Here is a 26,809-nt window from a genome sequence, read left to right on the forward strand (position 1 = left end):
AAAATCATAAAAACAAAATATACTTATTTTCTAAAAAAGAACAGCAAAACCTAAGTTCCGCTGCCCTCTCTTTCTTTATTCTGTCTTCTGTCTTTGTTCTAGTAAATAGCTCTAAATCCTATTCCTGCCCTTACGTTATTTCCTTTAGTGTCATATCCTCCATTTACTGTAACTCCGAATCTTGTGTTATCCACTCCAATATTTAAGTCAAACTTACCATTCCCTCGTCTGTCCTCTTTTTCTCCTCTGATTCCAAACCAGTCTGCTGTCGTATATCTTACTCTTCCCTTATTGTTCACATCTCCAACTTTTCCTAGCTCATTTTCATACGCAGCTGTTACTCCTACTGTTAAGTTTGTTCTTACTGCAAGTGGCTGTACATATCTGAATTCCATTCCAACTTCAGGTTTAACTGAGAAATAGTCGTTTCCTTTTACTTCCAGTCTCATTTCCCCTCTATCTTCTTTGATGTCATTGAATTTACCATATTCCATCTTCAACGCTCCATATGGACGTAAATGTGTTCTTTCACTCATTCTAATGTCATATCCTAAATCTGTCTTAACTGCCGCTCCATAAGAATGATAGTCTGATTTAGCCTGGAACACTTCATCTACAACCAAGTATCTACGTTTCATTGCATTAATACCTACAAATGCATCTCCACCAATTGTCCATTGCAATGCTCCATTATGGTCTCCTTTTGGTGACATAGTTTTAAATACTCCTGCTTTAAGTATTGTCTGATCTTCTCTTGAGCTTCCAATATCCTTGAACTTAAATCTATTTGTTACTGCTCCTGCATACCATCCGCTTGAGTTACCCATCTTAATCTTTTCATCTTCATGAACATAAGCTACACCATAGGCATTGCTTGTATAGTTGATGATTCCTGCTGTATCAGTGTTGTATTCATCTCTCATACCAAACACTTTAATCTTGTTGTTTTGTTTAGATGGATTTCTCCAGTTGTGTTTTAAGTATTTAAACTCTTTGTCAAGTAAGTTTCCTGTAGCATTGATTCTTTGCTGTAAGTTTCCATACTGATGTCCCATCATTTCATCAAATGCTTGATACAACAATACTTCTTCGTTGTTTCCAATTCCATTCAGTTTTGTAAATATTAATCTTTCCCTAGTTCCTAAATCTTTTACTCCATATCTTTGCTCCAATCCATCTGCAAAGTTATATGTGTCTAAACTGTTTATTGGTGTTGCTTTTCTTCCAGCCCATTCTGTATACGGCACTTTTGCCATGTATAGGCTTGTTATTGAACCATCATTTGGATCCAGTGTTGGAGTTGCAATCCATCCTATTGATCCTGAATACACATTCCATTTAATGTTTGGATTACTTAGCATTGCTGTTTTATACGGATTTATTATATTAGGGTCATTTACTAATATATATTTACTGTTTGTTGATTCAGCTGCCTCATTACCAATGATTAAGTCTGCTTCACTTGTCAAGTTTTGCAATCCATCTATTGATCTTGTGTAATTAACTCCTGATGTATTTACATATAGACCAATACTTGAAGCTGATACTGATATTGGATTTCTTCCTGTCGTATTTACAACTGTTGGTATTTGTGGTACTCCATTTACAGTGATTGTAGCAGTCTGAGCTCCTGCAGGTGCATCAATTGCTACTCCTCCTATTCCTTTTCCTGTGTCAGGAACTGTAAATTCATATATCAGTTTACCATCTGTCTCACTGTTATTTGTTTTAGAAACACCATTTACTGTTATAGTTCCGTAGTTTTCTACTATTCCTCCTTTTAAGTAGACTCCTACACCGTTCTTGGCATTTATGTTAATTGATGCTCCAGGATTATTTATCAGTTTAGAATCTTTTCCTAGATATACTCCAACCGTATTCGTATAAGTTCCTGAACCTGTTGTAATATTTTTGTTATTTATTGCTGTCGCTCCATTGTCAGCATAAATACCTGTTGTGTTGCTTTCGTTCAAGAAAATATCCCCATCATTTGTTGCAGTACTTCCTGCTCCACTTGCATACATTCCTATACTGTATTTACCATTTACATTAATTGTTCCCTTGTTCACAATGTTTCCTGTATCAATCGTATCATATCCTGCTCCCATACCTATTGAGTAAAGGCTACTTGTAACATCAGATGGTCCTACAGTGATTGTTGCATTATTTGTCGCAGTTCCTCCTTTAATACTGTAAATTGCTACACTTCCTTTTCCACTTGACAAGTCAATGTTTCCATTATTTGTTACTGTACCTGCTGAATAAATTCCATAATTTTGTTCTCCAGTAGAAGTTATGTTTGTAAAGTTTGTTACTGTACCTGCTTTATCATTTGAATACATGTACACATTGTTATCTCCAAGACCTACATTTGAAATACTTGAAGTTATTGTGTTTCCAGTTCCAACGTTTACAAATCCAAATGAATTGTTTCCAATGTTAAATGATGTACCACTATTTGTAACTGTTTGTCCACTTCCTACTGTATAAACTCCAACTGCCTCATCAGTTCCAGTTGTAATTGTTCCTCCTGTCAGATTAACATTTCCACTTTGAGAATAAATTCCAATTGCTGCATTTCCTATCTTCAAGTCACCTGAATTTTCTACAGCATGTCCATATATTCCAATTGTGTTGTTTCCAGACTCTATTTTACCTGTATTTTGTAATATTACAGTGTTATGATCCGTATAAAGTCCAACGTTAGGACTCGTAATTGATGCTGAATCTCCCAATGTGATTGTTCCACTGTTCTTAGCCGTGTATCCAGGCGTACCTGTTGCATACATTGCTGTATTTCTGTCACCTGTCATTGTGATTTTACCTGTATTTTCAAGAACTGTTCCTGGAGTAAGTGCTGCATCTGGTTTGTAAGATATTGCAACTGAATCATTTCCTGCTGATTCTATCTCTCCTGTATTTTTTATTGTTTGTGTCTTAGATCCTTCTGAATACAGTCCAGTTGAATTTGAACCTATCGTAATTTTTCCTGCATTTTCAATCAATGAATCTTCAATTCCATAAATGGCAGTTGATTTGTCACCCATTGACATTACACCTGTTGCTTTGTTATACAATTCTCCGTATTTAGCGTAAATTCCTGTAGAGCCTGTACCACTTAAGTTAATTGTTCCTTCATTTGATAGTGTAACTTTGTTTCTTGCATACAACTTACTATCATTTTCTTGAGCCATTGCAACCTGATCAGCTTTTGTTCCTGTGATAGTCTTAGTATTCGCATTTGTTATTGATGAGTTTGAAATTTCAAGCTGATTGTATGCATCGTTAGCATTATCTAAGTTTACATCCTGGTTAATTGTCAATTTACTTAAATACAACATGAATGTTTTGTAGTCAGTTCCGTTTATATTTGCTCCTGTAGCCTTTGAAACAGTATCTCCTGTTGTATCAGATAAATCCATTCCAACATTTTGAGCAATAAATAGTCTTGAACCTTTATTCATATTCAATGTTAAATTTCCTAAAGTTGTCTTTGTTCCATCTCCAAAGTTATTCTTTGCCCATCCTTGAATTTGAGATTTTCCAAAGTCTCCACCATTTCCTACATAGTAGAATGCATTACCTCTCTCATTAGGTGTTGTTCCTCCTTCAATAGTGGCAGTCATAGCACCATCTATCGAAACTTTTCCAGAACCATCTTGTCCTAGATAGAATAACAATGATTTTTGTCCAGTTGTCGCTGTACCTGTACCTTTTAACGTTATCTTACCTTTATCAGCGTCATAGTTTACAGCACCTTCAGCCGCTTTTACTGTATGGTCTTTAACTTCCAGCTCGGCACCTTCACCAGAATAAAGCCCTATTGACTCTTCTCCCGTCACGTTTATATCAGCATCAACATTATGAGTCCCGTCGCTCACAAGCTTCGAATTCTTTCCTACAACGATACCATAAGAGCCTTTTTTAACTGTATTTTTACCTTGTAGATATGTATAAATTCCAGCGGCTGTTGATGTGCCATTATTTACAGTCACAGTTCCGTTTTCTTTAGCTGTCACGACAGCAGTATTTGCAGCCGTATTGTCTCCTATGATTAACCCTGTTACTCCATTTCCAGTAGCAGATGTGCTTCCTCCATAATTCAATGTGCCATTCTTAACTAATACACCTGTTGAATTGTCCCCTTTTACTTTGACAGTACTGTTTGCACCAAGAGTCCCTGATGGAGCATTTCCGCTTGTAGTATTTTTTTCCATGTAAACACCAACATTCGTTGAAGCCCCTGTCCCCTGAAGGTCAATGATACCATCATTTTCAAGATTTCCGCCACTAGTTGCCATTCCAATTCCGTTAATTATTGTCTTTCCAGTAGTTGTCCCTATTGTTTTATTTTTATTATTAACAACATTTGCATTTGTTCCAACGATACCTATCGAAGAGTCGCCGTCTAAATTGATTGTACCATTATTTATTGCCTTAGGAGGATTTCCACTTGTATCATCTGTTGCGACTGAACCTTTATCGACCCTCATAGCTATGTTTTGTCTTTTTTTAGTACTGCTAACAGTAATTGTTCCATTTGTATCGTTAGTTATATCATCAGCGGCATTTGCAATCAGCACCATACCAGTGTTACCTTTACCTCCTGATACTTCAATAGTTCCGTTGTTTTTAACTTTTCCTGTATAGGCTCTTATTGCATCCGAACCTGTATAAGATTTATTTTCTACGACAGCGATTCCAGAAGATAATGAATCTCCAACAACAAGATTACCTTTAGAATCAGTTGTTGCACCTCCGTCTCCAGTTACTTTGATAGTTCCAGTATTTTCCATTGTGCTATCATTTGAAACACGTGAAGACCACTTCATACCGTAACTTTCAATTCCGCCCATAGTAATACCATTAGTATTAGATACAGTAACTTTTGAAGGAGAAGTAGGTGCAAATATTTGTATTCCTATTGATTTTTCTCCATTAATTTTTATTATTCCGTTATTTATTAAACGGTAATCTGAATCAGCATACACATCAGCATTTTCAAGAGTTAATATTAATCCTATTTTATATCCAAGATACCCAGCTTTATTTTTTACTGTAATGGGAGAAGACGATGTTCCAAAGTTTGCAAGGTTCAATAAATCTGATTGACCCACAGGAAGCAGTGATTGTACATCTGCATTTGTAGCTTCCAGTTCATCTGTAATTGTCCCTGAAGCTCCATTTATTATTGTACGGCTACCTTGTGATGTTCCCGGTCGTAACAAAGTATCTGTTTGGGCTTCAAATCCTACTGTTAAAGGCCCTGCTAAGTTAACTGTCGCATTATTTTCCAATGTGGCATTTGCAGCATTATCAAGTGTTGCTACCCGAGAACCTCCAACAAGGAAATTCTGTTTATTATAGGAAATTGTATTTCCAGCATCATTCTTAACTGGATTTACTGAAGAAACTGTTAAATTTCCAGTTAGTACAGATGTTCCTCCATCTATTCCCCCTGTAGCATCAAAATAAGAAAATAGTAATGCACTATTTCCACCAGAAGCATTAGCCCAACCATGTCTTAAAGAAGGATCATTTGTAGTAATATTTAAATCATCTCCAAGTGAGATTGATCTCGCTCTTCCTTGGTACATTGCATTATATGGACCACCATTTGTAGCAGTATTACAACCCGTCATACTATTACAATAAGAACCTAACTGAATATTAAAAGTTGGTGGAGGTGGTAATTCTGGTAACGATGGTATACTTATAACTGGACTTGGCGGTGTAAAGCTAATTGCCTCTGGCAAAGTAGGGATAACAGCTGTTTTATCAGCTATTGTAATTGCTGATTTGTTTATACTTCTTGGACGTATTCCAGCATTTACTTCAAATGGTATAATTGGCTCTCTTACTGGTTTGAAACTCGCTATACCGTATCCAGCAGCTGAACCTGAAGCAAAGTTTGCTCTTCTGTTTCTACTTAACAATCCATAATTTTCACTATCTGGTGAGATTGTTCTTTCATAAATATCTGAACTTCTTTCAAATACTCCTTCGTATGGATATTTTGTTTTCTTATCTCCACGTCCTTTATATGTTCCATTCCAATTATTATTAAAATAGTTTATTCCGTACTGCCAGCTACTCCAAGGTGATTTAACTACATGATCTCCTTGTTCCATTAATTGAATCAACTCAAGATTTGTTTGTTTTAATAATTTGTCATTTTCTTTTCGTGTCGCTTTAACTTGCTGATATAAATTTTTTATTGACGTAGAAATTGTTTGTCTTTGATTCTCGATATTTGTGTCTTTTGAAGCTGAGAACAGATTATTTGTTGCGAAAAGGATTCCTGTTATTAGGAATCTTATCAATAAGCTTTCGGTATAATGTACATCCTTACATCTTTTTGCATAGGAACGTAAATCCTGCTTTACTTTTCTGAGGTTATTTGTCATTTTAACACATCTCCTTGTAAGAAAATTTTTGTGATAATTAAATTTTTCACTCACAAATTATAAAATCTATTATTATATGAAATGTTATAAAAAAAATATTTTAAAAATGAATAAAATTGTTTCAAATTATAATTATTATTAAGGTAAATACAAAAAATATTTATATACTTTGTAAAACAATTTTTGATATAAGTGATTTTTTTAGTGATTATAAGCGATTCGTTTCTTAAAATATTTTATTTTAGTTCAAACATTATATTATAAATTTATATTTTTAAAATTACCTAAATTGAATTTTTAAAAAATATACTGGACAATCAAATTAATTTAGAATTTAATATAAAATATTCTGTATACTTTATTATTTAATAAATAACACATTATTTATTATTAATATTTCTAAGTAAAGTTGAACTTTAAAAATATGATTTTATAAATGATGAAATAAAAATTTTCAAAATAAATTTATCACACTCCCATTTTACCATAGAAATCAAAAAAGTCAATTATTTTTTCTTCAATTTTATCTATTTTTATTTTTTAATTTTATTACTTTTTATTATATAGTTAAAATTTGATTTAATAAAAAACGAAAAATATCCTTTTAAAAATTTAAACTTTTTTATTACTAAGTGTCTAATTAAATTTTTTTTTATTAAAAGCTATATTTTTGTGTATTTCATAATAATTTTCTTATATTAAATTTTTTAAAAATTTATGTTTTTTTTTAGTTGTATCAATACTCAAATTATAACTACTCTAAACTAAAAAAAATTTAAGTTTTAATACTATAATAAAAGAACTTCTATTACAAATAAAATTTTTATCAAAAAAGAACAGTGAAACTTAAAATCTCACTGCTCTTTATTTTTTATATTTTTACAAGGAATATTGTCCTACTAATTTTCATTTTTATAGATTTTTAAATAAAATTATTGACTTACAATAACTTTTATTAACAATTAAAATTAGTAAATAGCTCTGAATCCTATTCCTGCCCTTACGTTATTTCCTTTAGTATCATATCCAGCATTTACAGTAACTCCAAATCTTGTGTTATCCACTCCGATATTTAAGTCAAACTTACCATTTCCACGTCTATCTTCTTTTTCTTTCTCTAAGTTATACCATCCAGCTGTTGTATATCCTACTCTTGCTTGATTTCTTTCTTGAAGTTTTCCGATTTCATTTTCGTAAGCTGCTGTCAATCCTACTGATAAATTAGTTTTTACTGCTAATGGTTGAACAAATTTAAATTCCATTCCAACTTCAGGTTTTACTGAGAAGTAGTCATTTCCTTTAACTTGCAATCTCATTTGTCCTGTTTTCTCTTTTATGTCATTAAATTTACCATATTCCATTTTTAATGCTCCATATGGACGTAAATGTGTTTTTTCACTCATTCTTATATCATAACCTAGCTCATTTTTAATAGCTGCTCCATAAGAATGGTAAGTTGATTTAGCCTCAAAAGTATCGTCAACTACCCAGAATCTACGTTTCATATTATTAACTCCTGCAAACACATCTCCTGAAACTGTCCATTGCAATGCACCATTATGATCTCCTTTTGGTGACATTGTCTTGAATACTCCAAGTTTAAGCATTGTTTGATCTTCTCTTGAATGTCCAATATCTTTAAATCTAAATCTATTTGTTACAGCTCCAGCATACCATCCACTTGAGTTACCCATTCGTACTTTTTCATCTTCATGAACATAAGCTACACCATAGGCGTTATTTTTATAATTAATGATTCCTGCTGTGTCAGTACTATATTCATCTCTTGCACCAAATACTTTAATTTTATTATTTTGTTTAGATGGGTTTCTCCACTCATCTCTCAAATATTTAAATTCTTTATCCAAAGTATTTCCAGTTGCATTAATTCTTTGTTGAAGATTTGCATATTGATGCCCTTTCATTTCATCCACAGCTTGTGTAAAGATATGAGTTTCACCTTTACCAATTCCATTAAGTTTATCAAAGATTAATCTTTCTCTTGATCCTAGTGGTTCAACACCGTATCTTTGTTCCAATCCATCAAGGAAATTATATGAATTTTCATCTTTTGCACTTGTGAAGAATGTATAAGGTATTTTTACCATATACAATGTTTCAATAGGTTTTGTTGTACCTTGTACAGGTTGTGCAAGCCAAGTTAATCCTGCTGAATTAATATTCAATGTTGTTCCTGTTGTAGTCAATGAAGATATAGCATCATTATATGGACTCAAGATATTTTGACCAATTTCAATTGCTTTTGCATTAGTATATTTAGCCGCTTCTGTACCAATAATAAGATTAATATTTTCAAGTCCAATTAAGTTATTTAATCCTTGAATAGGATTTGTATAGTTTACTCCTGAAGTATCAACATACATTCCAATTTCGGTTACTTGTGCATTTGAAGTTGTATTTGCATACAATGGCAGTGATAAATCAAGTGTTGTTGAACCTGCTGTTACATATGCAGGCGTTGGGTTTGCTATATTTGTATCCACTCCTGTAAGTGCTACTTCTTTTCCATTAATTGTCAATCTTGGTGCTTTTGGAGGATTTTGGATAAGTAAACTTCCTTTTGGCGTTACTATATATTTCTGATCAGTTGAAGTTGCAGAATATACAGCCGCTTTTGTTCCATTTACTGTTCCTGTACCAGCTGTTGGCTCATTCTTTTGACTTAATGCTGACAATGCATCTTGATATATTCCTATTCCTCCAGGAGAGGTAATTGAGATAGTACCGTAGTTCTTAATATATCCACCATTTACTGTCGCAACTCCTTTAATTCCTGAAGCTGTTCCAGTAGATTTAATAGTTCCATAGTTTACCCCTTCAGCTCCTTGGTCAATATACATACCAGTTGCATTTTTACCAGAAATATCAATTATACCGTGATTGATAGCCTTTGAACCTGCTCCTACAGCGTACATACCTATTGAATTATCTTTACCTACATTAATTGTTCCTCTATTTTCAATAAGCCCTTCATTTGAAATCGCTCCAGTTGTTTCATTGTAGTATCCTGTTGCCATACCAATACCGTATTCTTTAGCAACTAAGTCAGTTCCACCAACTGTTATTGTTCCGTAGTTAATTGCACCTAATCCAGCCGAACTTCTTCCTGTTGAATAAATACCAACATTTCCATTTCCACCAGTTAAATCAATATTTCCATAATTTTCAGTTCTTCCAGCAGTATACAATCCATATGATTTTCCACCAGTAGTTGTAATATCAGTATTACTGTAAACATATCCGTTTTTATCATTTGAATAAGCATAAACTGAATCTGGTCCAAGTGAAGCTGTTAATTTATTTGTTGCTGTACCAAGTAATAAATCAGTTCCTGTTGTAGAATCCACAACATAACCAAATGCATTTGTTCCAACAGTCATATTAGTTCCTGTATTTGTAACTGTTGTTTTCAAAGGATTTGTAGCATCATCTGCAATAAATACTCCTACTGCTTGATTATCTCCTACATTAATTGTTCCACCTTGTAATACTACGTCTGAACTTGATGTTAATTTTTTATCAGATGAACCTGTTGCAAAGATACCTACTCCGTCTTCTCCAACATTGATTGTTCCGCCTGACATAGTTACACTATTTGAAACTCCATAAATACCGTAAGATTTCTTACCAATATTTAATGTTCCTGAAGTTTCTATTTCTGTATCAGCATCATTTGTAAACATACCGATTATTGGTGTAGCTCCTGTTGTATCAGCAAGTTCTAGTGTTCCTTTATTTACAAGAGCTGCACTTAATCTATCAGTTGTTAATCCTTGTGCTGCCACAATAGCAGGATCAATTGAACCATAAGTTCCATACATTGCAACTCCCTCTTGTCCACTTATTGTAATCTTACCTGCTGTATCATTTGTAAGTACTCCACCTTCAGTAATCATACCGATAGCATTCTTACCTGACATTGTAATTTCGCCTTTATTAGTAGCTTGAGTATAAGCATTTCCTATTTTAGCGTAATCCATATTCGTTCCAGTAGCATTTAAGCTATTATTCTTAGCATAAATTCCTAAAGAATTATCTCCATCAAGAGTAATTTTACCACTACTTGTAATATCTACAGTTCCTAATTTATTTATAGGTGAAGATGGACCAGTCGTTCCGAATTTTTCATACACAACATTACCTTTACTGTCTATTCTATATGAAAGTCCAAGAATACCAATACTATCTTTACCACCAACTTCAATAGTTCCGTTAGTTTTATTATCGACTTGTGTTCCATTTGTAGCATAAAGTCCTACTGCAAAATCATTTGGTGTTGTCTTTTCAACTTCAATTTTTCCGTCATTAGAGATAGTTCCGTAGTTTACATACGCACCTACTCCACCATTTCCACTATCTGTTCTGTCTACAGTGATTGTAGCACCATTTGCAACATTTACTCCAGTTGTAGCTCTACTTGTAGAGTTTCCGCTGGCACTTACATCAAGTCCTACAGGTACTGTTAAACTTGTATTAATTGAAGATAATTCTGTAGTGTCAAGGTGAGCCTTTAATTGATGTCCAGAATCCACATTAATTATAGAGTTTTGTACTTGCAATCTTCTTGTAAATACTTCACTATCTGAACCTGTTGTTGTATCAGCTTTATCAATATCTCCTTTAATATTTATAGTAGCTCCATCAACTAAAGCATATTTATATTTTGTAATACCACTTGCAGCAGTTACAGTTACACCTGAACCAAGAACTTGATCTTTCAAACTTGGTGTACTATTAGTCGCATTTAATACCATTCCAGAACCTGAAGTATCTTTCAAATCAGCTATTATAACATCATCCGATAATACATTTACTGTTGCATTTGTTAAAATTACCCAATTATTAAGCCCTGAAACGTCTTTTACAAAACCAATAGATTTTCCACCTAATTCTAAAGTTCCATTTGTCAAATCAATTGTTCCTGTATTTCCTGATATATCTGGATTTCCTGTGTAAAGAGCATAACCTTCTCCAGTATAAGATACTTTACCGTCTTCTAAATTTACATCAGCTCCTTTTATTGAAGCTACTGCTGTAGATCCATTTGTAACTTTAATAGTGTTATTTTTGGCTTTTATTTTAGTATTTGCATCAGATGCAAATAAACCAAATCCAGTATAATTCTTTGTTGGTTTATATGTAGCAGTTGCTGAATCATATTCAGTTACATTTGCTCCAGTTATATCTACATTTGCTCCACTTCCAAAAGTATTTGCTGAACTACGACTAATATCAACTTCTGCCCCATTTACAGCATAAACAGCTCCTGTTGTTTGTCCAGTTTTTTCCGGATTTGAAGCATCGTATGCTACAATTGGATTTATAGTACTAATTTGACTTTTTACTTTCAATCCACCTTTATCTTCATGAGTTTTTACTTTAGTTCCATCAGCATAAATATATATTGCATCTGTTGTCGGAGTACTTCCAGTTTCTATACTTTTTGCTGACACAACATTTGATGATGTCCCTTGTGCGAATATAGCAGTATTTCCTACTCCTCCATTTAAAAGCATTTCACTTTCAGAATACACACTACCATTACCCTTAACAGCTATACCAGTATTTCTGATACCTTCATCCATTCGAACTCTACCAAGTCCTAAATTTACTATCGCATTACTATCAGTCGGATAAACTCCAACATTATTTGAACCATTTTCTAAGAATATATAATGCCCTTGCAAATCCATAGATGAAGCTGTATATATACCTGCTGATCCAGATTTTATCAATTTCTTTGTAGTCGGATCTTCTCCTTCATTTCCTGTATTAGTTAATTTTGCCGCAAAAACACCATTAAAGAAACTGTTTGTTACTGGAACATATAATCCCGCACTTTTATCTCCACTAATTTCTATTGGTTTTGCATGAGATTCCGCAGTTGCTCCATCTGTAATTACACCAGTTAATTTATTGTAAGTTTTTCCAGTATTCCCTGTTACATAAGTCATCGTACGTGTCGCAGTTCCTGGAAGAGCAGCACCTACTGTTTCTTGTTTTCCATCTGAAGTATCATCAGAGAAATTCAAATGAACTGCCGTTCCGTTATCAACTTTTAAATATATTCCTACTGATTCAGGTTTAGTTATTTTTATTGTTCCTTTATTTGTAAAACCTATGTATCTTTTTGCCATACTATTATTTATAAATAAAATTGCTGTTTTTTCAGTATTTGAAGTTATATTCCCAGTGCTCCCGTTATAATAATACTGATGTCCTTTCGTTGAATAAACATGGGGTGATACTACAAAAATCCCATGACCATCAGCATCAGTAGAATTTAATTCTATTTTACCTCTATTAATAATTACTCCGTTACTATTGTCTTCATGAATATAACTATTAGAAAAAGAAGCAGACGGACCTGTCATAGTAACTGTACCACTATTACCAAACACATTATATTCATCTAGTGTAGTTCCTTTACTATCAAAAATGTTTGTAGCAACAATATCATTAAAATCTGCAGTAAAGTCTGTTAATGTAGAAGTTGTTATTGCTGTTCTAACAGTAGCAGCATTTATTCCATGATGCACATCCTGATGAACTAATTCTTCCGTTTGAGTTGACGGAGTTTGACTAATATAATTAACAGTTGCATTATTTAGTATAAATGAGCTAGGATAATTTCCATTTCCAGATGTTTGAAAAAAACCATTTTTCCTAGTTTCAGAACCAGTAATTTGATTTGTTACTGTTGTAGTTGTTCCTGGACCTTTACCATTTAACTCTGGTACTGAAGAAGCAATATTTATAGCAGAGGTATTCACTACTTTAAGACCATCTATTGTATAACTCCAAGTTGAATAATTAGTTTGAGTTCTAACTGCTCTAATTGTCCCATCTAAGACTGTCACACCTTCAAAGACACCATTATTATTCGAACCACTTCCATTGTTTACAGCTAATGTTTTTGCTCCACTTCCCTTTGATTCAGCATTAAGCACTAAATTTATAGTAATACTTGGATCTGGCGGTAGTACTGTTGGTGCTGTTGGTGCTTCTACAACTCTTGGCTCAAACGACGGCAAACTTGCAATTGCCACATTCTTTTGAATATTTGGATTAGTTTTTGTTATTGATTTTGGTGTGATTGAAGCACTTATTGGAATTGCTGCATTTGGCTCGTAAGCAAATCCTAATGTTGTTGTGTTGTTTGCACTTCCTTCACTTATTGGTTTTGCGATATATCTATTTAAAGTTTGATCTCTTTTGTAAATGACATTGTCAACTTTATTTCCTTTTCCTTTAAAACTTCCATGCCAGTCATTATAAAAATAATTCATTCCATATTGCCAGCTGCTCCAAGGTGATTTTGTTACATGATCTCCTTGCTCCATTAGTTGAGTCAGTTCCAATGTTGTATTTTTCATTAATTTATTATTTTCTTTTCTCGCTCTTTTAAAATCAGTTCGTATTTGATTTATAGACGTGTTTATTTGATTAACTTGATTTTTAATTCCTGTATCCGCATTTTCTGCAAATATATTAGCTGACACAAAAAGCATTCCTGTCATTAAAAATGCAATTAATGCAGAGTTTGTATATTTAAAATCTTTTGTTCTTTTTGCAAATGCACGTAGTTCTTGTGAAATTTTTCTAAGATTGTTTTTCATTAACTCTTTTTCTCCTTTTCTTTATTAAAAAATATTTTTATAATTTGTATTGTAAAAACATATTCAAAATTACTATTCATAAGAAATTAGGAAAAGTTTTGATATTTATAATATTTAAGCATAGATATTGAAAAAAATTTTAAAAAAGTGTGATTTTAGTGATTTTAAGTGAATTTCAGCTTTTAAAATATACTTATTATAATTTTCCACTTTACTTAAATACTACATTATTAGTTTTAAATACAAAAATTTGAAATATACTATTTTAAAAAAATAATTTATTGTAACATTTTAAATGTATTTTCAAAAATTGTCAACACTTTTTTTATTAATTGTTTTTAATTTTTTTCAAAGGATTTTGCTCCTTATTCACTTATAATCTCTATATTCTTTATTTTAAAACTCATCCCAATTCATACAACATTCTTATATTTTTTGTATTTTATTTATACCCATAATTCTTAATATTTAGCTATTTCAGAATATTTTCGTGATACTTTATTCTAGTTCTTACTGTATTTTTAAATTCAAAGACAAAATAGACAATTTTTCTTATTTTTAACTTTTAATATAAAATAGATAATCAATTTTCACTTTCACTACTTGACTTGATTTAATATTCCTTATACATTAGTAACAACAATTTTCAGAGCAAAAAATCCGACGCATTTACTCTTCAAAATTACTTATGATAACTATATTTTTTAATAGAATAATAACTTAATTCTTGAATTTTTCATAATTTTTTTTATAAAATATTTTTTAAGAAATCAAAAATTATAATTTTTTCTATAAGTTTTGAATAAAAATTTAATTTGGGAAAAGTCAAATATTTCTTCATTTAAAATATTCAAATTATAGAAATTTTTAAATACTTTTTTATCAAATATTAAATAATATTTTTATACAAAACAATTATAAAAAAAACATAATCCAAAAACTTTTGATTTTATCATCCAGTTCCTTAGATTATGTTTTAATGCTATTCTATGTTTAAAATATATCTTTATCAGATAACTTCGCATCTTTTGTTTTAAACATTTCAAGCAGCTTTTCCACCGTCAGTTTTTTCTTTTCTTCACCTTTTATGTCAAAAATTACTTCTCCTGCATGAAGCATGATAAGCCTATTTCCATAAGTTATGGCATCTTGCATATTATGTGTTATCATAAGGCTTGTTATATTATTTTTTTCAATAATTTCCTTTGTTTTTTCCAAAATTATTTCTGAAGTTTGAGGGTCAAGCGCTGCTGTATGTTCATCTAATAATAATATATCTGGACGGTTCAAAGTTGCCATTATTAATGATAAACATTGTCTTTGTCCACCAGATAAAAGCCCTACCTGTGTAAACAATTGATTTTCCAATCCAAGTCCCAGACTTGCCAATTGCTTTTTATAAAATTCAATATTTTTTACATCTAATCCAAAGGTAAAGTTAAAACGCTTTCCTTTATTTTTAGCCATTGACAAATTTTCAAGCACTGTCATTGATGGAGCTGTTCCCATTGTTGGGTTTTGATAAACTTGCGAAATCCATTTTGCTCTTTTATGCTGTTCTACATTTGTTATATCATTTCCGTTTAAAACAACATTCCCGCCATCTGGAATAATCTGTCCATTTAATACATTCAAAAGTGTAGACTTCCCAGCACCATTACTTCCAATAATTGTTATAAAATCACCATCATTTATTGTAAAATTCAAGCCTTTAAATACTTGTTTTTCTGTTCCCAGCTCAGAGAAGAAAGTTTTATGTAAATTTTTTAACTCTATCATTAATTTGCCTCTCCCTTCTCAATCAATTTTACTTTTTTCTTACCTTTTTTAGTTTTCTGAATCAACTCATTCCATAAAATTACTGCAAGAATTATCGCTGTTATAACTTTTACATCTGTTGGCTTGACTTCCAGTATCTTTATAACATTATCACTGAAATGAAGCCCTTCGTACATATTTCTTGTCCAGCTATTTGACATTAGAGCTAGATTTATTATGAAATAATACATTAAAGAACCGATTGTAACAATCGAAATTTCATTTATTACTTGTGATTTTTTCAATACCCCAAGTCCTAAAATGATTGCCGCAAGCCCAATAACAATTGTTCCTACTCCAGACTGCAAATCTGCAACTTTAATATTTTGTGCAAATAACGCACCTGCTAATGCCACAACTCCATTTGCCAGCATTAATCCAAATATTTTCAATCTCTTTTCATTTACTCCAAGACTTACTACAAGCTGTTCATTATTTCCCAATGCTCTCAATGCAAATCCAAATTTTGATGTCAAGATATAATCAACAATCATTTTTATAACAAATGCAATGAGTATTGTAAGCATAAGTTTTACATCTTTTGTATTCGCAACATAAATTATCAATCCAATTACAAAAACTATATAAACAATAAGACTTCTGATCATATATTTATTTTCTTTTATTTTATAATCATAAAGACCTTTTAAAATAAGTAAAATAACAAATATAATTATAAAAGGTATAAAATTCTTTTCATAAGAAATTATTTCATAAATACTTCTTTCTGGTGAGATAAACACATTAGGCATTCCAACAATTCTGGAATTTATACTGTAAAGTCCCGTCATTACCAAAATTCCTGAAAGCAATCCATTAATTTTTAAATAAACATGCAATGCTCCTGTAATATATCCTGCAATCATTCCGCACACTACTGCCAAAATAAGACCCATAATCGGACTTGTTATTCCAAAAAAACCATTTTTAGAAAGTGCAAATGCCGCAAATACAAATCCTCCAAGCGGAAATGTTCCATCCACCGACATATCAGGAAAATCCAGTATCTTATAAGTCAAATACACTCCCATAACCATTATCGAATATATAAACCCTGTTTTAAAAGCCTCTGGAAGACTTTGTAAAAATACTAATAATTCATTCATTTAACTTTTTTCTCTCTTTCTTTTCTGTTCTGTTTTCTCTGATTTGTTATTTATTTACCTACAAATTCAGCTCCATTAAACATAGGATTCTTTATATCCAGTCCTAATGCCTGTGCTGTTTTTTGGTTTACGTACAGTTTCATTTGTTTTGAAGTTTCAAAAGGAATTTTAGAAACAGGTTTCCCTTTAAGAATTTCGATTGCCATTTCTCCAGTACGTTTTCCTAATGCATAATAGTCCAGTCCCATTGTAAACAATGCTCCCAGTTCCACAGAAGAGTTTTCACTTGCAATTACAGGTTTTTTAGCTGCAATCGCTTCGGAAGCGACAAAGTTTGCCCCTGATACAACAAGATTATCTGTTGGTAAATACAATGCATCAGTTACTCCCAATAAATTTTTAGTAGCCTGTGCCAGTTCACCAAAATTGCTTATTCCCTGCAACACAACTTCTATATTTTTTTCCTTGGCAATTTTTTGAATTTCCTGAACTTGAATGGCCGAATTTTGTTCTGATGGATTATAGAGAACTCCAACTTTTTTTACATCAGGCTTTATTTTCAAAAGTAAATCCAATTGTACTGCAATATTTTCTACTTTATCACTTGTTCCTGTTACATTTGGATTCAAAAGTTTTGCACTTGCTGGATCTGTAACAGCTGAAAATAGCACTGGAGTATCTGAAATATTATTTACCAACGCCTGTGCAGATGGTGTTGCAATCCCAAATACTAGGTCTTTTTTATCTGCCTTGTAATTTGAAGCTATCAAATTTGCATTTGTTACTTCCCCATTTGCATTTTTTTCATCAAAATCTGCATTTATACCAGCTTCCTTGAATGCATCCTCAAATCCTTTTTTTGCCAAATTAAGTGATGGATGTTCCATGAACTGTGTTACACCAATTTTATAAACTTGTTTATTATCAGCTGACTGTGAACCTTTATTTCCGCTGACAGTATTGCTTTCGTTGTTTCCACATGCCAATACCATTAATAAACTTATAACTACTAATAATATTTTTTTCATTTCTCTTCCTTTCCTATTATCTCGCTAAATCTTTTTATCAAAATTTTATTGAACAATCTGTGCTTTGGCTTTTACATCTTCAGGCAACGAAATTCCAAGCGTCTTAAGAGTATTTCCATTTACCACAATTTCATTTAAAGGCATTGTCTTAAACTGTATTTCAGCTGGTTTTTTACCATTTTTCAAAATTTCAATTGCCATTTTACCAGCTTCTTTTCCTATTTCATAATAACTTACACCTTGTGTAATCAAAGCTCCGCCTTTTACATGAGCCGCTTCCCCACCAAATACTATTTTTTTAGCTGCGGTTGCTTTATCTGTAATCAAGCTTACAACAGATGCCACAAGATTATCTGTTGGCAAATAAATTGCATCTGTTTCCCTAACTAGATTATCTACCGCCTGAGGTATTTCATTTGCTTGAACAATACTTTTTTCAACAATATTTATTCCTAGTTCCTTTGCCGCATTTTTCAAATCTTCCACTTGAACCTTTGAATTTTGTTCCGAAGAATTGTAAAGTACTCCAACTGTCTTTATTTTTGAATCTAATTTTAACAGTAATCCCAATTGCTGTTTTACATCCATTCTGTCACTTACACCCGTTACATTATCTTTCAAAATTCCAGCTGATTGCGGATCTGTAATTGCTGCAAATACAACAGGTATATCATTTGTAGCCTGTGCCGCCGGCTGAGCTGCATTTGTCGCAATTGCAAATATTAAATCTTCTTTTGAACTAACAAAGTTATTAGCAATCAAATTTGCATTAGCTGTTTCTCCATTTGCATTTTTCTCATCAAAATCAGCTTCAATTCCTGCTTCCTTAAAAGCAGCCTTAAATCCTTCCCTTGCACTGTCAAGTGCTGGATGTGATGCAATCTGTGTAATTCCAATTCTATACTTCTTAGAGCCTGTCCCAGCTCCACTGCTACCTTTATTCTCACTACCTGAATTTCCACAGCTTAAAACCATAAGTGTCAACGCACTAATTAAAATCAATAATTTTCTCATCAATTTTTCCTCTCTTTCCTACTATCCTACAAATTTTCTCAGAACATTCAAAATAATTTTTAAAATCTATTTTAAAGTTTTGAGTTAATAAAATATTATCCTTTCAGCAAAATTAGATAATATTTTTTCCTACTATAAAATAATAACATTTTTTTCTCTTTAAAGCAATATTATTATTTCCTTTTAATAACTTTTTTGATTTATTTTTTCATTTTTAAATTAAATAAAATCTTCTTTAATTTTTATTTTATTTGATTAATAAATATTTTTTCTTGATTTTATTTTTTGTTTTAGTTAAATCAATTGTTTTAATTAAACTAAAAATGTCGTGATTTTTTGGAAATAAAAATTTCTGTTTGAGCAAAGCGAGTTTAATTTTTATTTCCAGAAAATTCTTAGACAAGCCGGGATTGCAAAGGGGATGGCGACTGTTCCCCTTTGCTTTAAAACAAAGAAAAACTAAAAAATTATGAAAAACATTTTTTTATCATTAAAACTTAAAATTACAATAAATGTTTATCTAAATAATTAAAAATAAAACAAAAAAAACTATCTTGAAAAAATAAACAATCTTCAAGATAGCTTTAATTTATTAAAAATAGAATATTTTATTATTTAGCGTCAGCAACTTTATCAGCTAATTTTTTCCCAACTTTGAATTTTACAACTTTTTTAGCTTTTATTTTGATTGGTTTTCCAGTTGATGGATTTCTTCCTTCTCTAGCAGCTCTTTCTTTTACTTCAAAAGTTCCCCAACCTACAAATTGGATACTTTCACCTTTTACTAAGAATTCTTCTGCTGTTCCTAAAAAAGCATTTACTAACTCTTCAGCTCTTTTCTTAGTTTCTCCAGTTGCTTTTGCATAAGCATCTACAAATTCTTTTTTTGACATTATATCTCCTCCAAACTTTTTATTACATCATTTACTATATGTTACCACATTTTCAGTATTTGTCAAGACTTTATAAAAATTAAAAGTTAAGTTTATATGGATTTTTAATTGGCTTTTTTTCTTGAAATTAATTTTATAATTTCATTTACAGCAAACGGTATTAATGCAAATATTAGCACTACATCCCAATTTCCAAATGAAATGTTTGTTACTTTAAATATTTTTGCAATTGGTGCAAATGAAGTTAATCCTATTTGTAATGCAATTCCGATTATAATCGAATAAATTAAATATTTATTTTTGAAAATTCCAATTTCAAATATTGTTTTTTGGCTGTTTCTCATTGTCAACGAATAGAATAATTGTGATACCGTAAGCACGATAAATGCCATTGTTCTACCTTGTGTCAAGGCATGTTTTGCAGCTGCATCTCCAGCTTTTGCCATTGCTTCCAACTGCCCTAAGTTCCCAATCATTCCAGTTTCGTTAATTCCGATATAAAATGCAATTAATGTCAATAGACCAATTAATGTCCCACCAATTACTGCTCGCATTCCTGCACCTTCAGAAAAGAAACTTTCCTTAGGATTTCTTGGCTGACGTTTCATTACATCCTTATCCCCTGGATCAATTCCAAGTGCTAACGCTGGTAAAGTATCAGTAACTAAGTTTACCCATAATAATTGTGTTGCAACAAGTGGCAAATCCCAATTTAGCAATGTTGAAAGAAAAATACAGATTATTTCTCCCAAATTACATGAAAGCAAGAAAATTATCGTTTTTTTGATATTGTTATAAATGTTTCTTCCTTCTTCAATTGCATGAACAATTGTAGTAAAATTATCATCTGTTAAAATCATATCACTTGCACCTTTGGAAACATCAGTTCCTGTAATTCCCATAGCAACACCAATATCGGCAAATTTAAGCGACGGTGCATCATTTACTCCATCTCCTGTCATTGAAACGATATTACCTTTTTCCTTAAATGCTCTTACAATTTTTACCTTATGTTCAGGGGAAACCCTTGCAAAAACTTTATATTTACCAATATTTTTAGAAAATTCCTTATCTGAAATTTCATCAATCTCAGCACCAGTCAAACTTTGGCTTATATCTGTTGCAATTCCTAATTCTTTTGCAATAGCAACTGCCGTATTCTTGTGATCTCCTGTAATCATAATTGGAGTAATTCCAGCACTTTTTGCTTCCATTATTGAATCTTTAACTTCTGTTCTTGGCGGATCAATCATTCCAACAATTCCAACTACAACCAGTTCTTTTTCCATTTCTTCAGGAGCAATTACATCATCTACATCTTTAAAAGCTACTCCAAGCACACGAAGTGCATCATCAGACATTTCTGTTGCAACTTTTAATATTTTTTCTTTCATTTCCTCAGTCAATGCAACAATTTTTCCATCTACTAAAATTTTATCTGCTCTTACTAGAATATTGTCAATAGCACCTTTTGTATGAACTCTATACTTTCCACTTCCTTCTTCATTTAATGTTGACATTAATTTTCTGTCTGAATCAAATGGATTTTCACTAACTCTTTTATACTCTGCATTCAAAGTATTTTTTTCAAGATTAAACCTGTCTCCCAGTACAACCAGTGCCACTTCTGTCGGATCTCCGATATCCTGTCCGCTGTCAATTGAAGCGTCTGAACAAAGAACAAACGAACGGATTAACTCAGTTTCATCCTTATTTGCCACAAAATCTCTGCCTTCTGACGGTATATCTCTCAAATTATCAAGTGTATAAGTTTTTACAACTGTCATTTTATTTTGCGTCAGTGTTCCTGTTTTATCAGAACAGATTATATTTACTGCTCCCAATGTTTCAACTGCAGGCAATTTTCTTACAATCGCATTTTTCTTTGACATTTTATTTACACCCATTGCAAGAACAATTGCAACAATTGCAACAAGTCCTTCAGGAATCGCAGCAACTGCCAAACTTATTGAAGTCATAAACATTTGCAAAATAGGACGTTTCTGAATAATCCCTACAATAAATATCACAGCACAAATTCCCATTGCAATATAACCAAGTGTTTTACCCAATTCATCTAATTTTATTTGAAGCGGAGTCAATGTACTTTCATCTTCATCAAGTATTTTCGCAATTTTACCAATTTCAGTTTCCATTCCTGTTGCAACTACGACACCTTCACCACGTCCATAAGTAGCCATGGTTGACATAAATGCCATATTCTCCTTATCTCCAACAGGAATTTTTTCATCTTTTGTAATAAAATCAGCATTTTTTTCACTCGGTACAGATTCTCCTGTAAGTGCCGACTCTTCAATTTGTAAATTGGCACTTTCTATAAGCCTTACATCAGCTGGAATATATCTCCCTGCATCAATTACCAAAATATCTCCTGGAACTAAATCTTCCGAATTAACCTCTATAACTTCTCCATTCCTACGAACTAGGCTCTTAGGAGTTGTCATTTGCTGTAGTGCCTCAAGTGCCTTTTCAGCCTTAGATTCCTGAACCACTCCAACTACCGCATTTATAAGTACTACTGCCATTATAATCAAAGCATCCGTCCAGCCATGTTTAATATCCACAATCAAGTTTATTACAGCCGCAGCAATTAATACATAAATTAACATATCCTGAAGCTGTGCAATAAATAGCTGTAATAATGTCTTTTTAGGTTTTCCTTTCAATTTATTTTGTCCATATTTTTGAAGCCTAGCATTAACCTCATCAGTTGTCAAACCAACTTTAGGATCAACATTCAGCTCCTTTAACACATCATTTTGTGATTTTGTAAACCACATAATTTTTACACCTCTTTCTCTAATTTTATACTATTCCCAATTAAAATAATATATTTACTATAATTTCTACTACGCAAGTGCCAAGACTCCTTGTCACAAAATAAATAAAATATTATTTTTATTTTTAAATAGAGCTTAGTATTATTAGTTCAATTTTAAAAGTATTTTGGTATATTATACACTAAAATAAATTTTATTTCACTATAATTCTAAAATTTTTTACAAAAAAATTGTCTAATTGTTTCAATAAAGAAATAACTAGACAATTTATAAAATACTTCCCATTTAATATTTACTATTTTGTAGCTTTGAACTCAATTCTTCTGTTTTCAAATCTTCCTTGTTCAGTATCATTTGGAGCGATTGGTTCAGATTCTCCTCTTGATTCTACACTTAAGATTCTTGCAGGATCTAATCCAAATTCTATCAATTTATCTCTAACTGCTACTGCCCTTCTCATACCTAAAGCCATATTATAAGCATCAGTACCTTTAGAATCTGTATGTCCTATAATTGTTAATCTTAAGTCATTTTGTTCAGCATAGTCTTTAACGTTTCTCAATAATTCAAAGTATTGTGGTTTTACTACTGATTTATCGAAGTCAAAGTTCAATCTTCCAGAATCAAATACAAATGTTTCTTCTTTTGGTGGTTCTGGTACTGGTTCTGGGATTGGTTCTGGAGCTGGCTCTTCTAACTCAAGAGCATTAATTCTAATTGTATTTTCTCTCATTTGAGTAGTTGTCAGCCTTCTTGCCATCAATGGTGAAGCAACTAACAACCCTAATGCAATTATTGTTGTTGTTGTTCGTCTAACCATGTTTCAGCCTCTCTTTCTAATGATCTATATTTTTGGCTACCTGGATTTGGTTTGTTTTCTTTTAAATAATCTTCAATATGATTCAATCTAGTTGTGTTGTAATCTACTAATTTTGCGTTTGTACAAGACAAAGCTCCTAATCCTACGAATAATAATGCTAACTTTTTCATATTTTTCATTTCCTTTCTAAACATCTAATTTATTTTTTATTTTCTCTCTTTGTTTTAACTCTTAGTTCATTCTATTTTGAATAGTATCTAATCTTTGTTCCATTTGATCTAACATTTCGTTTGTTTTATGAAATTTTTCAATATTACTGTTGATTTGATCTACTCTTTTTCTAATTCTCTGAATTTCTACATCCATCATTTTACTTTCAGACATATTTTTTCTTTGAGCTCTTAAGTTTCTTGTTTCTGCTCTTCTTTGAGCTGCTTCTTTAGCTTTTGCTGCTCTTGCTTCAGCTTGTGCTCTTGCTGCTTCTGCTTTTTGACGTGCATCTTGGCTAACACCTGAAGTTGTTTCAACTACTTCTTCAACTGGAACAACAACAACTTCTTCTTCCACAACACCTTTTGCTGCTTGTTTAGCTTGTTGTGCTTGTCTTTGTTTAGCTACTTTAACTAATCTTTGCACAGCGGCATCAGTATTTGTTGGAGCTGAAAATGATAATTGACTCATCGCTAACACCATTACAGCTACTAATCCTAATATTTTTTTCATCGATTTTCCTTTCCTGAATAATATTTTATATTAAAAATATTGTCTTTCAAAATAACTAAATTTTTGATTTTTTAATTCTTATTTAGTTGTTCTTCTAGATTTTTTTGGAGCATTTTTTACGCCATCTCTTCCAAGAACGCTATCAAATTCTCCTAATTCTTTTTCTTCTCTTTGTACACTTCTTACTACTCTTTCATAAAAGTCTACTCTATCTGCTGCTTTAGCTGCGTTGTATTCTAATTTTTCAATTGGAGATTTTCTTTTAACTACTTCTTTTTCTTCTACAACACCATCTTCATCAATTGTAACTAATTTTTCAGTTGTCATTTTTGGTTCTTTAGGTGCTTTTATACTTTTGTAGTAATCATCTCTAGCTTGCTTTAATATTTCTTGTGGAGAAGCTGCCATCATAGGCACAGATAATACTGCTACTATTCCACACAATAATAATTTTTTTGCTTTCATCTTTTAATTACCATTCCTTTCAATTAATTCATTACTGATAATAATGTATCCAATTCTGCAATTTTTTGTTCTTTTGCTGCAATTGATTTGTTTATATTTTTATAAAGAGTTTCGGAATTATTCAGTATTTTTTTATATTTGTCTCTGTGCCATCTAACTTCTGAATCCACTCTTAATTTTTCTAATAATTTTTCTCTATTAGCTTGTTTAGATTTTAAATCTTCAACTTCAGCTTCTAATTGTGCTTTTTGTTGTCTATAGCTTTCTTTTTGTGCTTCTTCTTTTTTCATTAATTCATTGAATTGACTTTCAATTGAATTTAAGCTGCTTTCTAATGTCTTTTTTTCAGCAGAGAAACCTATTGACGAAACCATCATTATTCCAACTAAAAAGAATATTGTCTTTTTCATTCGATTTTCCTCCTAATTATTTAATTTCATAACAATAAATGAATATGAAATCACTGTTAAATCACTTACCTATCATCACTTATTTAATATTATACCAAATTATATAAAAAAATACAATTAATTTTTCAAATAAAATACAAAAATATTTTTTTTTAATTTTAAAATATCAAATAAAATCAGTAAATATACATACTTTATTAATATTGTTTTTAAATATTTTTTAATTTTTCAAAAATTTCTTCTATTGTATCTACATTTTCCATTTGCTCAATTAATTCTTCTTCATATGTTAGTTTTGAAATTTCAGCTAACAAATCTAAATGTTGTTTTTTTGTTTCTTCTGGAGCTGCAATCATAAAAATTAATTTTGAAGGTTCTCCATCCATACTTTCAAAATCCACACCTTTATTAGAGATTCCTAAGGCAAGGGAAAGTTTTTTTACAAACGGTGTTCTTGCATGCGGAATTGCTATTCCATCCTGCATTCCTGTAGGTGTCAATTTTTCTCTTTCATTTATTTCTTTTACAAATTCTTCCAGATCTTCTGAATCAAGCACTCCGCTTTCCACAAATAATTGTGCCATTTCCTTAATAATTTCCTTTTTAGTTTCTCCTGTCAAATGTAATTTTACTCTTTCTGGTGTCAAATATTCTAATATCTTCATGATTTTATACAGGACACAGCCTGTAATCTCCTTTCTAAAATTTTTTCCATTTTTCAAAAATGTCTTTTATTACTTCATCTTCAGTTAATTCTGACAAATTATAAGTAATATAGTTTTTTTCTTTTTTGAACCATGTCATTTGTCTTTTTGCATATCTTCGACTTTCCTTTTTTATTTCTTCAATCGCTTCCTCTAACGTTATTTTCCCATCAAAATAGCAAAATAATTCCTTGTAGCCTATTGACGATATTTTGAAACAACTTTTGTTATATTTCGTATATATTTTGTGTGCTTCTTCAACAAGCCCCTTTGAAATCATAATTTCCACTCGCTTGTTAATACGCTCATAAAGTTCTTTTCTATCCCGTGTAAGAAAGATTTTAAGAAATTCGTAGTTATTATTCTTGACATTTTGAACACGCAATTCGCTAAATTTTCCGCCAGTCAAAAGACAAACTTCAATAGCCCTGACTAATCGTAATTTGTTGGATAAATCAATCTCATCATAAGACTTTTTATCGAGACTTTTTAAAATCTCCTGTAATTCTTCTATATTCCTGCTTTCTAAATCAACTCTAATTTTTTCATCTTTTGACGGCAACTGTGCAAATCCATCTGTAATTGATTTTATATAAAGTCCTGTTCCACCTACAATAATAATATTTTTTTCAGTATTTTGACAATTTTCATTCAAAATAGCATTTACAGCTTTTTCAAAATCTCCCACAGAATAATCTTCATCAGGATTTACAATGTCAATCATATAATGCGGTATTCTCTGCATTTCTTCATGAGTTATCTTTGCTGTTCCAATATCTAGTTCCTTATAAACTTGAGATGCATCTGCCGATATAATCACTGCATTTAATTGTTTTGCAAGTTTTATTGACAAATCTGTTTTCCCCACTCCCGTCGCACCTGCAATAACAATTCCTTTTAATTTTTTTTGCATTTTCTAATTTTTTATCCTCCCTCATTATAAGTAAACCACATTTTTCTTTCTTTGTAAATATTTTTAT

General features: G+C 31.5%; 15 protein-coding genes. All 15 read right to left on the reverse strand.

All coding sequences use genetic code 11. From position 1 onward, the window contains the following. Positions 1-98: 98 nt before the first annotated feature. Positions 99-6,407, reverse strand: a complete 6,309-nt coding sequence (locus tag QU666_RS08760; protein WP_304984803.1) for an autotransporter-associated N-terminal domain-containing protein — start codon at positions 6,405-6,407, stop codon at positions 99-101. Between the two features lie 968 nt (positions 6,408-7,375). Beyond that, positions 7,376-14,047, reverse strand: coding sequence for an autotransporter-associated N-terminal domain-containing protein (locus QU666_RS08765; protein WP_304984804.1), 6,672 nt, complete (start codon positions 14,045-14,047; stop codon positions 7,376-7,378). A gap of 993 nt (positions 14,048-15,040) precedes the next feature. Then, positions 15,041-15,826, reverse strand: a complete 786-nt coding sequence (locus tag QU666_RS08770) for an ABC transporter ATP-binding protein (protein ID WP_006803559.1) — start codon at positions 15,824-15,826, stop codon at positions 15,041-15,043. Further along, the gene (locus tag QU666_RS08775; protein ID WP_021768150.1) at positions 15,826-16,971 is read right to left on the reverse strand and encodes an ABC transporter permease; all 1,146 of its coding nucleotides are present in this window, start codon (positions 16,969-16,971) and stop codon (positions 15,826-15,828) included. The genes QU666_RS08770 and QU666_RS08775 overlap by 1 nt, the downstream gene beginning before the upstream one ends. A gap of 50 nt (positions 16,972-17,021) precedes the next feature. Beyond that, complete coding sequence (locus QU666_RS08780; RefSeq protein ID WP_021768151.1) at positions 17,022-17,999, reverse strand: ABC transporter substrate-binding protein; 978 nt, start codon at positions 17,997-17,999, stop codon at positions 17,022-17,024. A 45-nt stretch (positions 18,000-18,044) separates the two neighbouring features. Continuing rightward, positions 18,045-19,013, reverse strand: coding sequence for an ABC transporter substrate-binding protein (locus tag QU666_RS08785; protein WP_021768152.1), 969 nt, complete (start codon positions 19,011-19,013; stop codon positions 18,045-18,047). Positions 19,014-19,624: 611 nt separating this feature from the next. Next, positions 19,625-19,906, reverse strand: coding sequence for an HU family DNA-binding protein (locus QU666_RS08790; protein WP_021768153.1), 282 nt, complete (start codon positions 19,904-19,906; stop codon positions 19,625-19,627). Between the two features lie 104 nt (positions 19,907-20,010). Then, on the reverse strand, positions 20,011-22,707 hold the full coding sequence (locus QU666_RS08795; protein WP_021768154.1) for a calcium-translocating P-type ATPase, PMCA-type: 2,697 nt from the start codon (positions 22,705-22,707) through the stop codon (positions 20,011-20,013). A gap of 295 nt (positions 22,708-23,002) precedes the next feature. Continuing rightward, positions 23,003-23,527, reverse strand: a complete 525-nt coding sequence (locus QU666_RS08800; RefSeq protein ID WP_021768155.1) for an OmpA family protein — start codon at positions 23,525-23,527, stop codon at positions 23,003-23,005. Continuing rightward, positions 23,500-23,697, reverse strand: a complete 198-nt coding sequence (locus QU666_RS08805; protein WP_026748477.1) for a hypothetical protein — start codon at positions 23,695-23,697, stop codon at positions 23,500-23,502. Before QU666_RS08805 ends, QU666_RS08800 begins: the two co-directional genes overlap by 28 nt. 61 nt (positions 23,698-23,758) lie before the next feature. Continuing rightward, positions 23,759-24,220: a hypothetical protein gene (locus QU666_RS08810; RefSeq protein ID WP_232218392.1), complete on the reverse strand. Its 462-nt coding sequence runs from the start codon at positions 24,218-24,220 to the stop codon at positions 23,759-23,761. Positions 24,221-24,328: 108 nt separating this feature from the next. Next, a complete protein-coding gene (locus QU666_RS08815) occupies positions 24,329-24,715 on the reverse strand; it encodes a hypothetical protein (RefSeq protein WP_021768158.1) in 387 nt (128 codons plus the stop codon). Between the two features lie 23 nt (positions 24,716-24,738). Further along, complete coding sequence (locus tag QU666_RS08820; RefSeq protein WP_021768159.1) at positions 24,739-25,125, reverse strand: adhesion protein FadA; 387 nt, start codon at positions 25,123-25,125, stop codon at positions 24,739-24,741. A gap of 209 nt (positions 25,126-25,334) precedes the next feature. Beyond that, positions 25,335-25,790 (reverse strand): PTS sugar transporter subunit IIA, encoded by a 456-nt coding sequence (locus tag QU666_RS08825; protein WP_036069776.1) that lies wholly within the window; start codon positions 25,788-25,790, stop codon positions 25,335-25,337. A gap of 34 nt (positions 25,791-25,824) precedes the next feature. Next, on the reverse strand, positions 25,825-26,742 hold the full coding sequence (gene miaA / locus QU666_RS08830) for a tRNA (adenosine(37)-N6)-dimethylallyltransferase MiaA (RefSeq protein WP_021768161.1): 918 nt from the start codon (positions 26,740-26,742) through the stop codon (positions 25,825-25,827). Positions 26,743-26,809 lie beyond the last annotated feature (67 nt).

Source organism: Leptotrichia sp. HMT-225 (assembly GCF_030644325.1).
Classification (GTDB): domain Bacteria; phylum Fusobacteriota; class Fusobacteriia; order Fusobacteriales; family Leptotrichiaceae; genus Leptotrichia; species Leptotrichia massiliensis.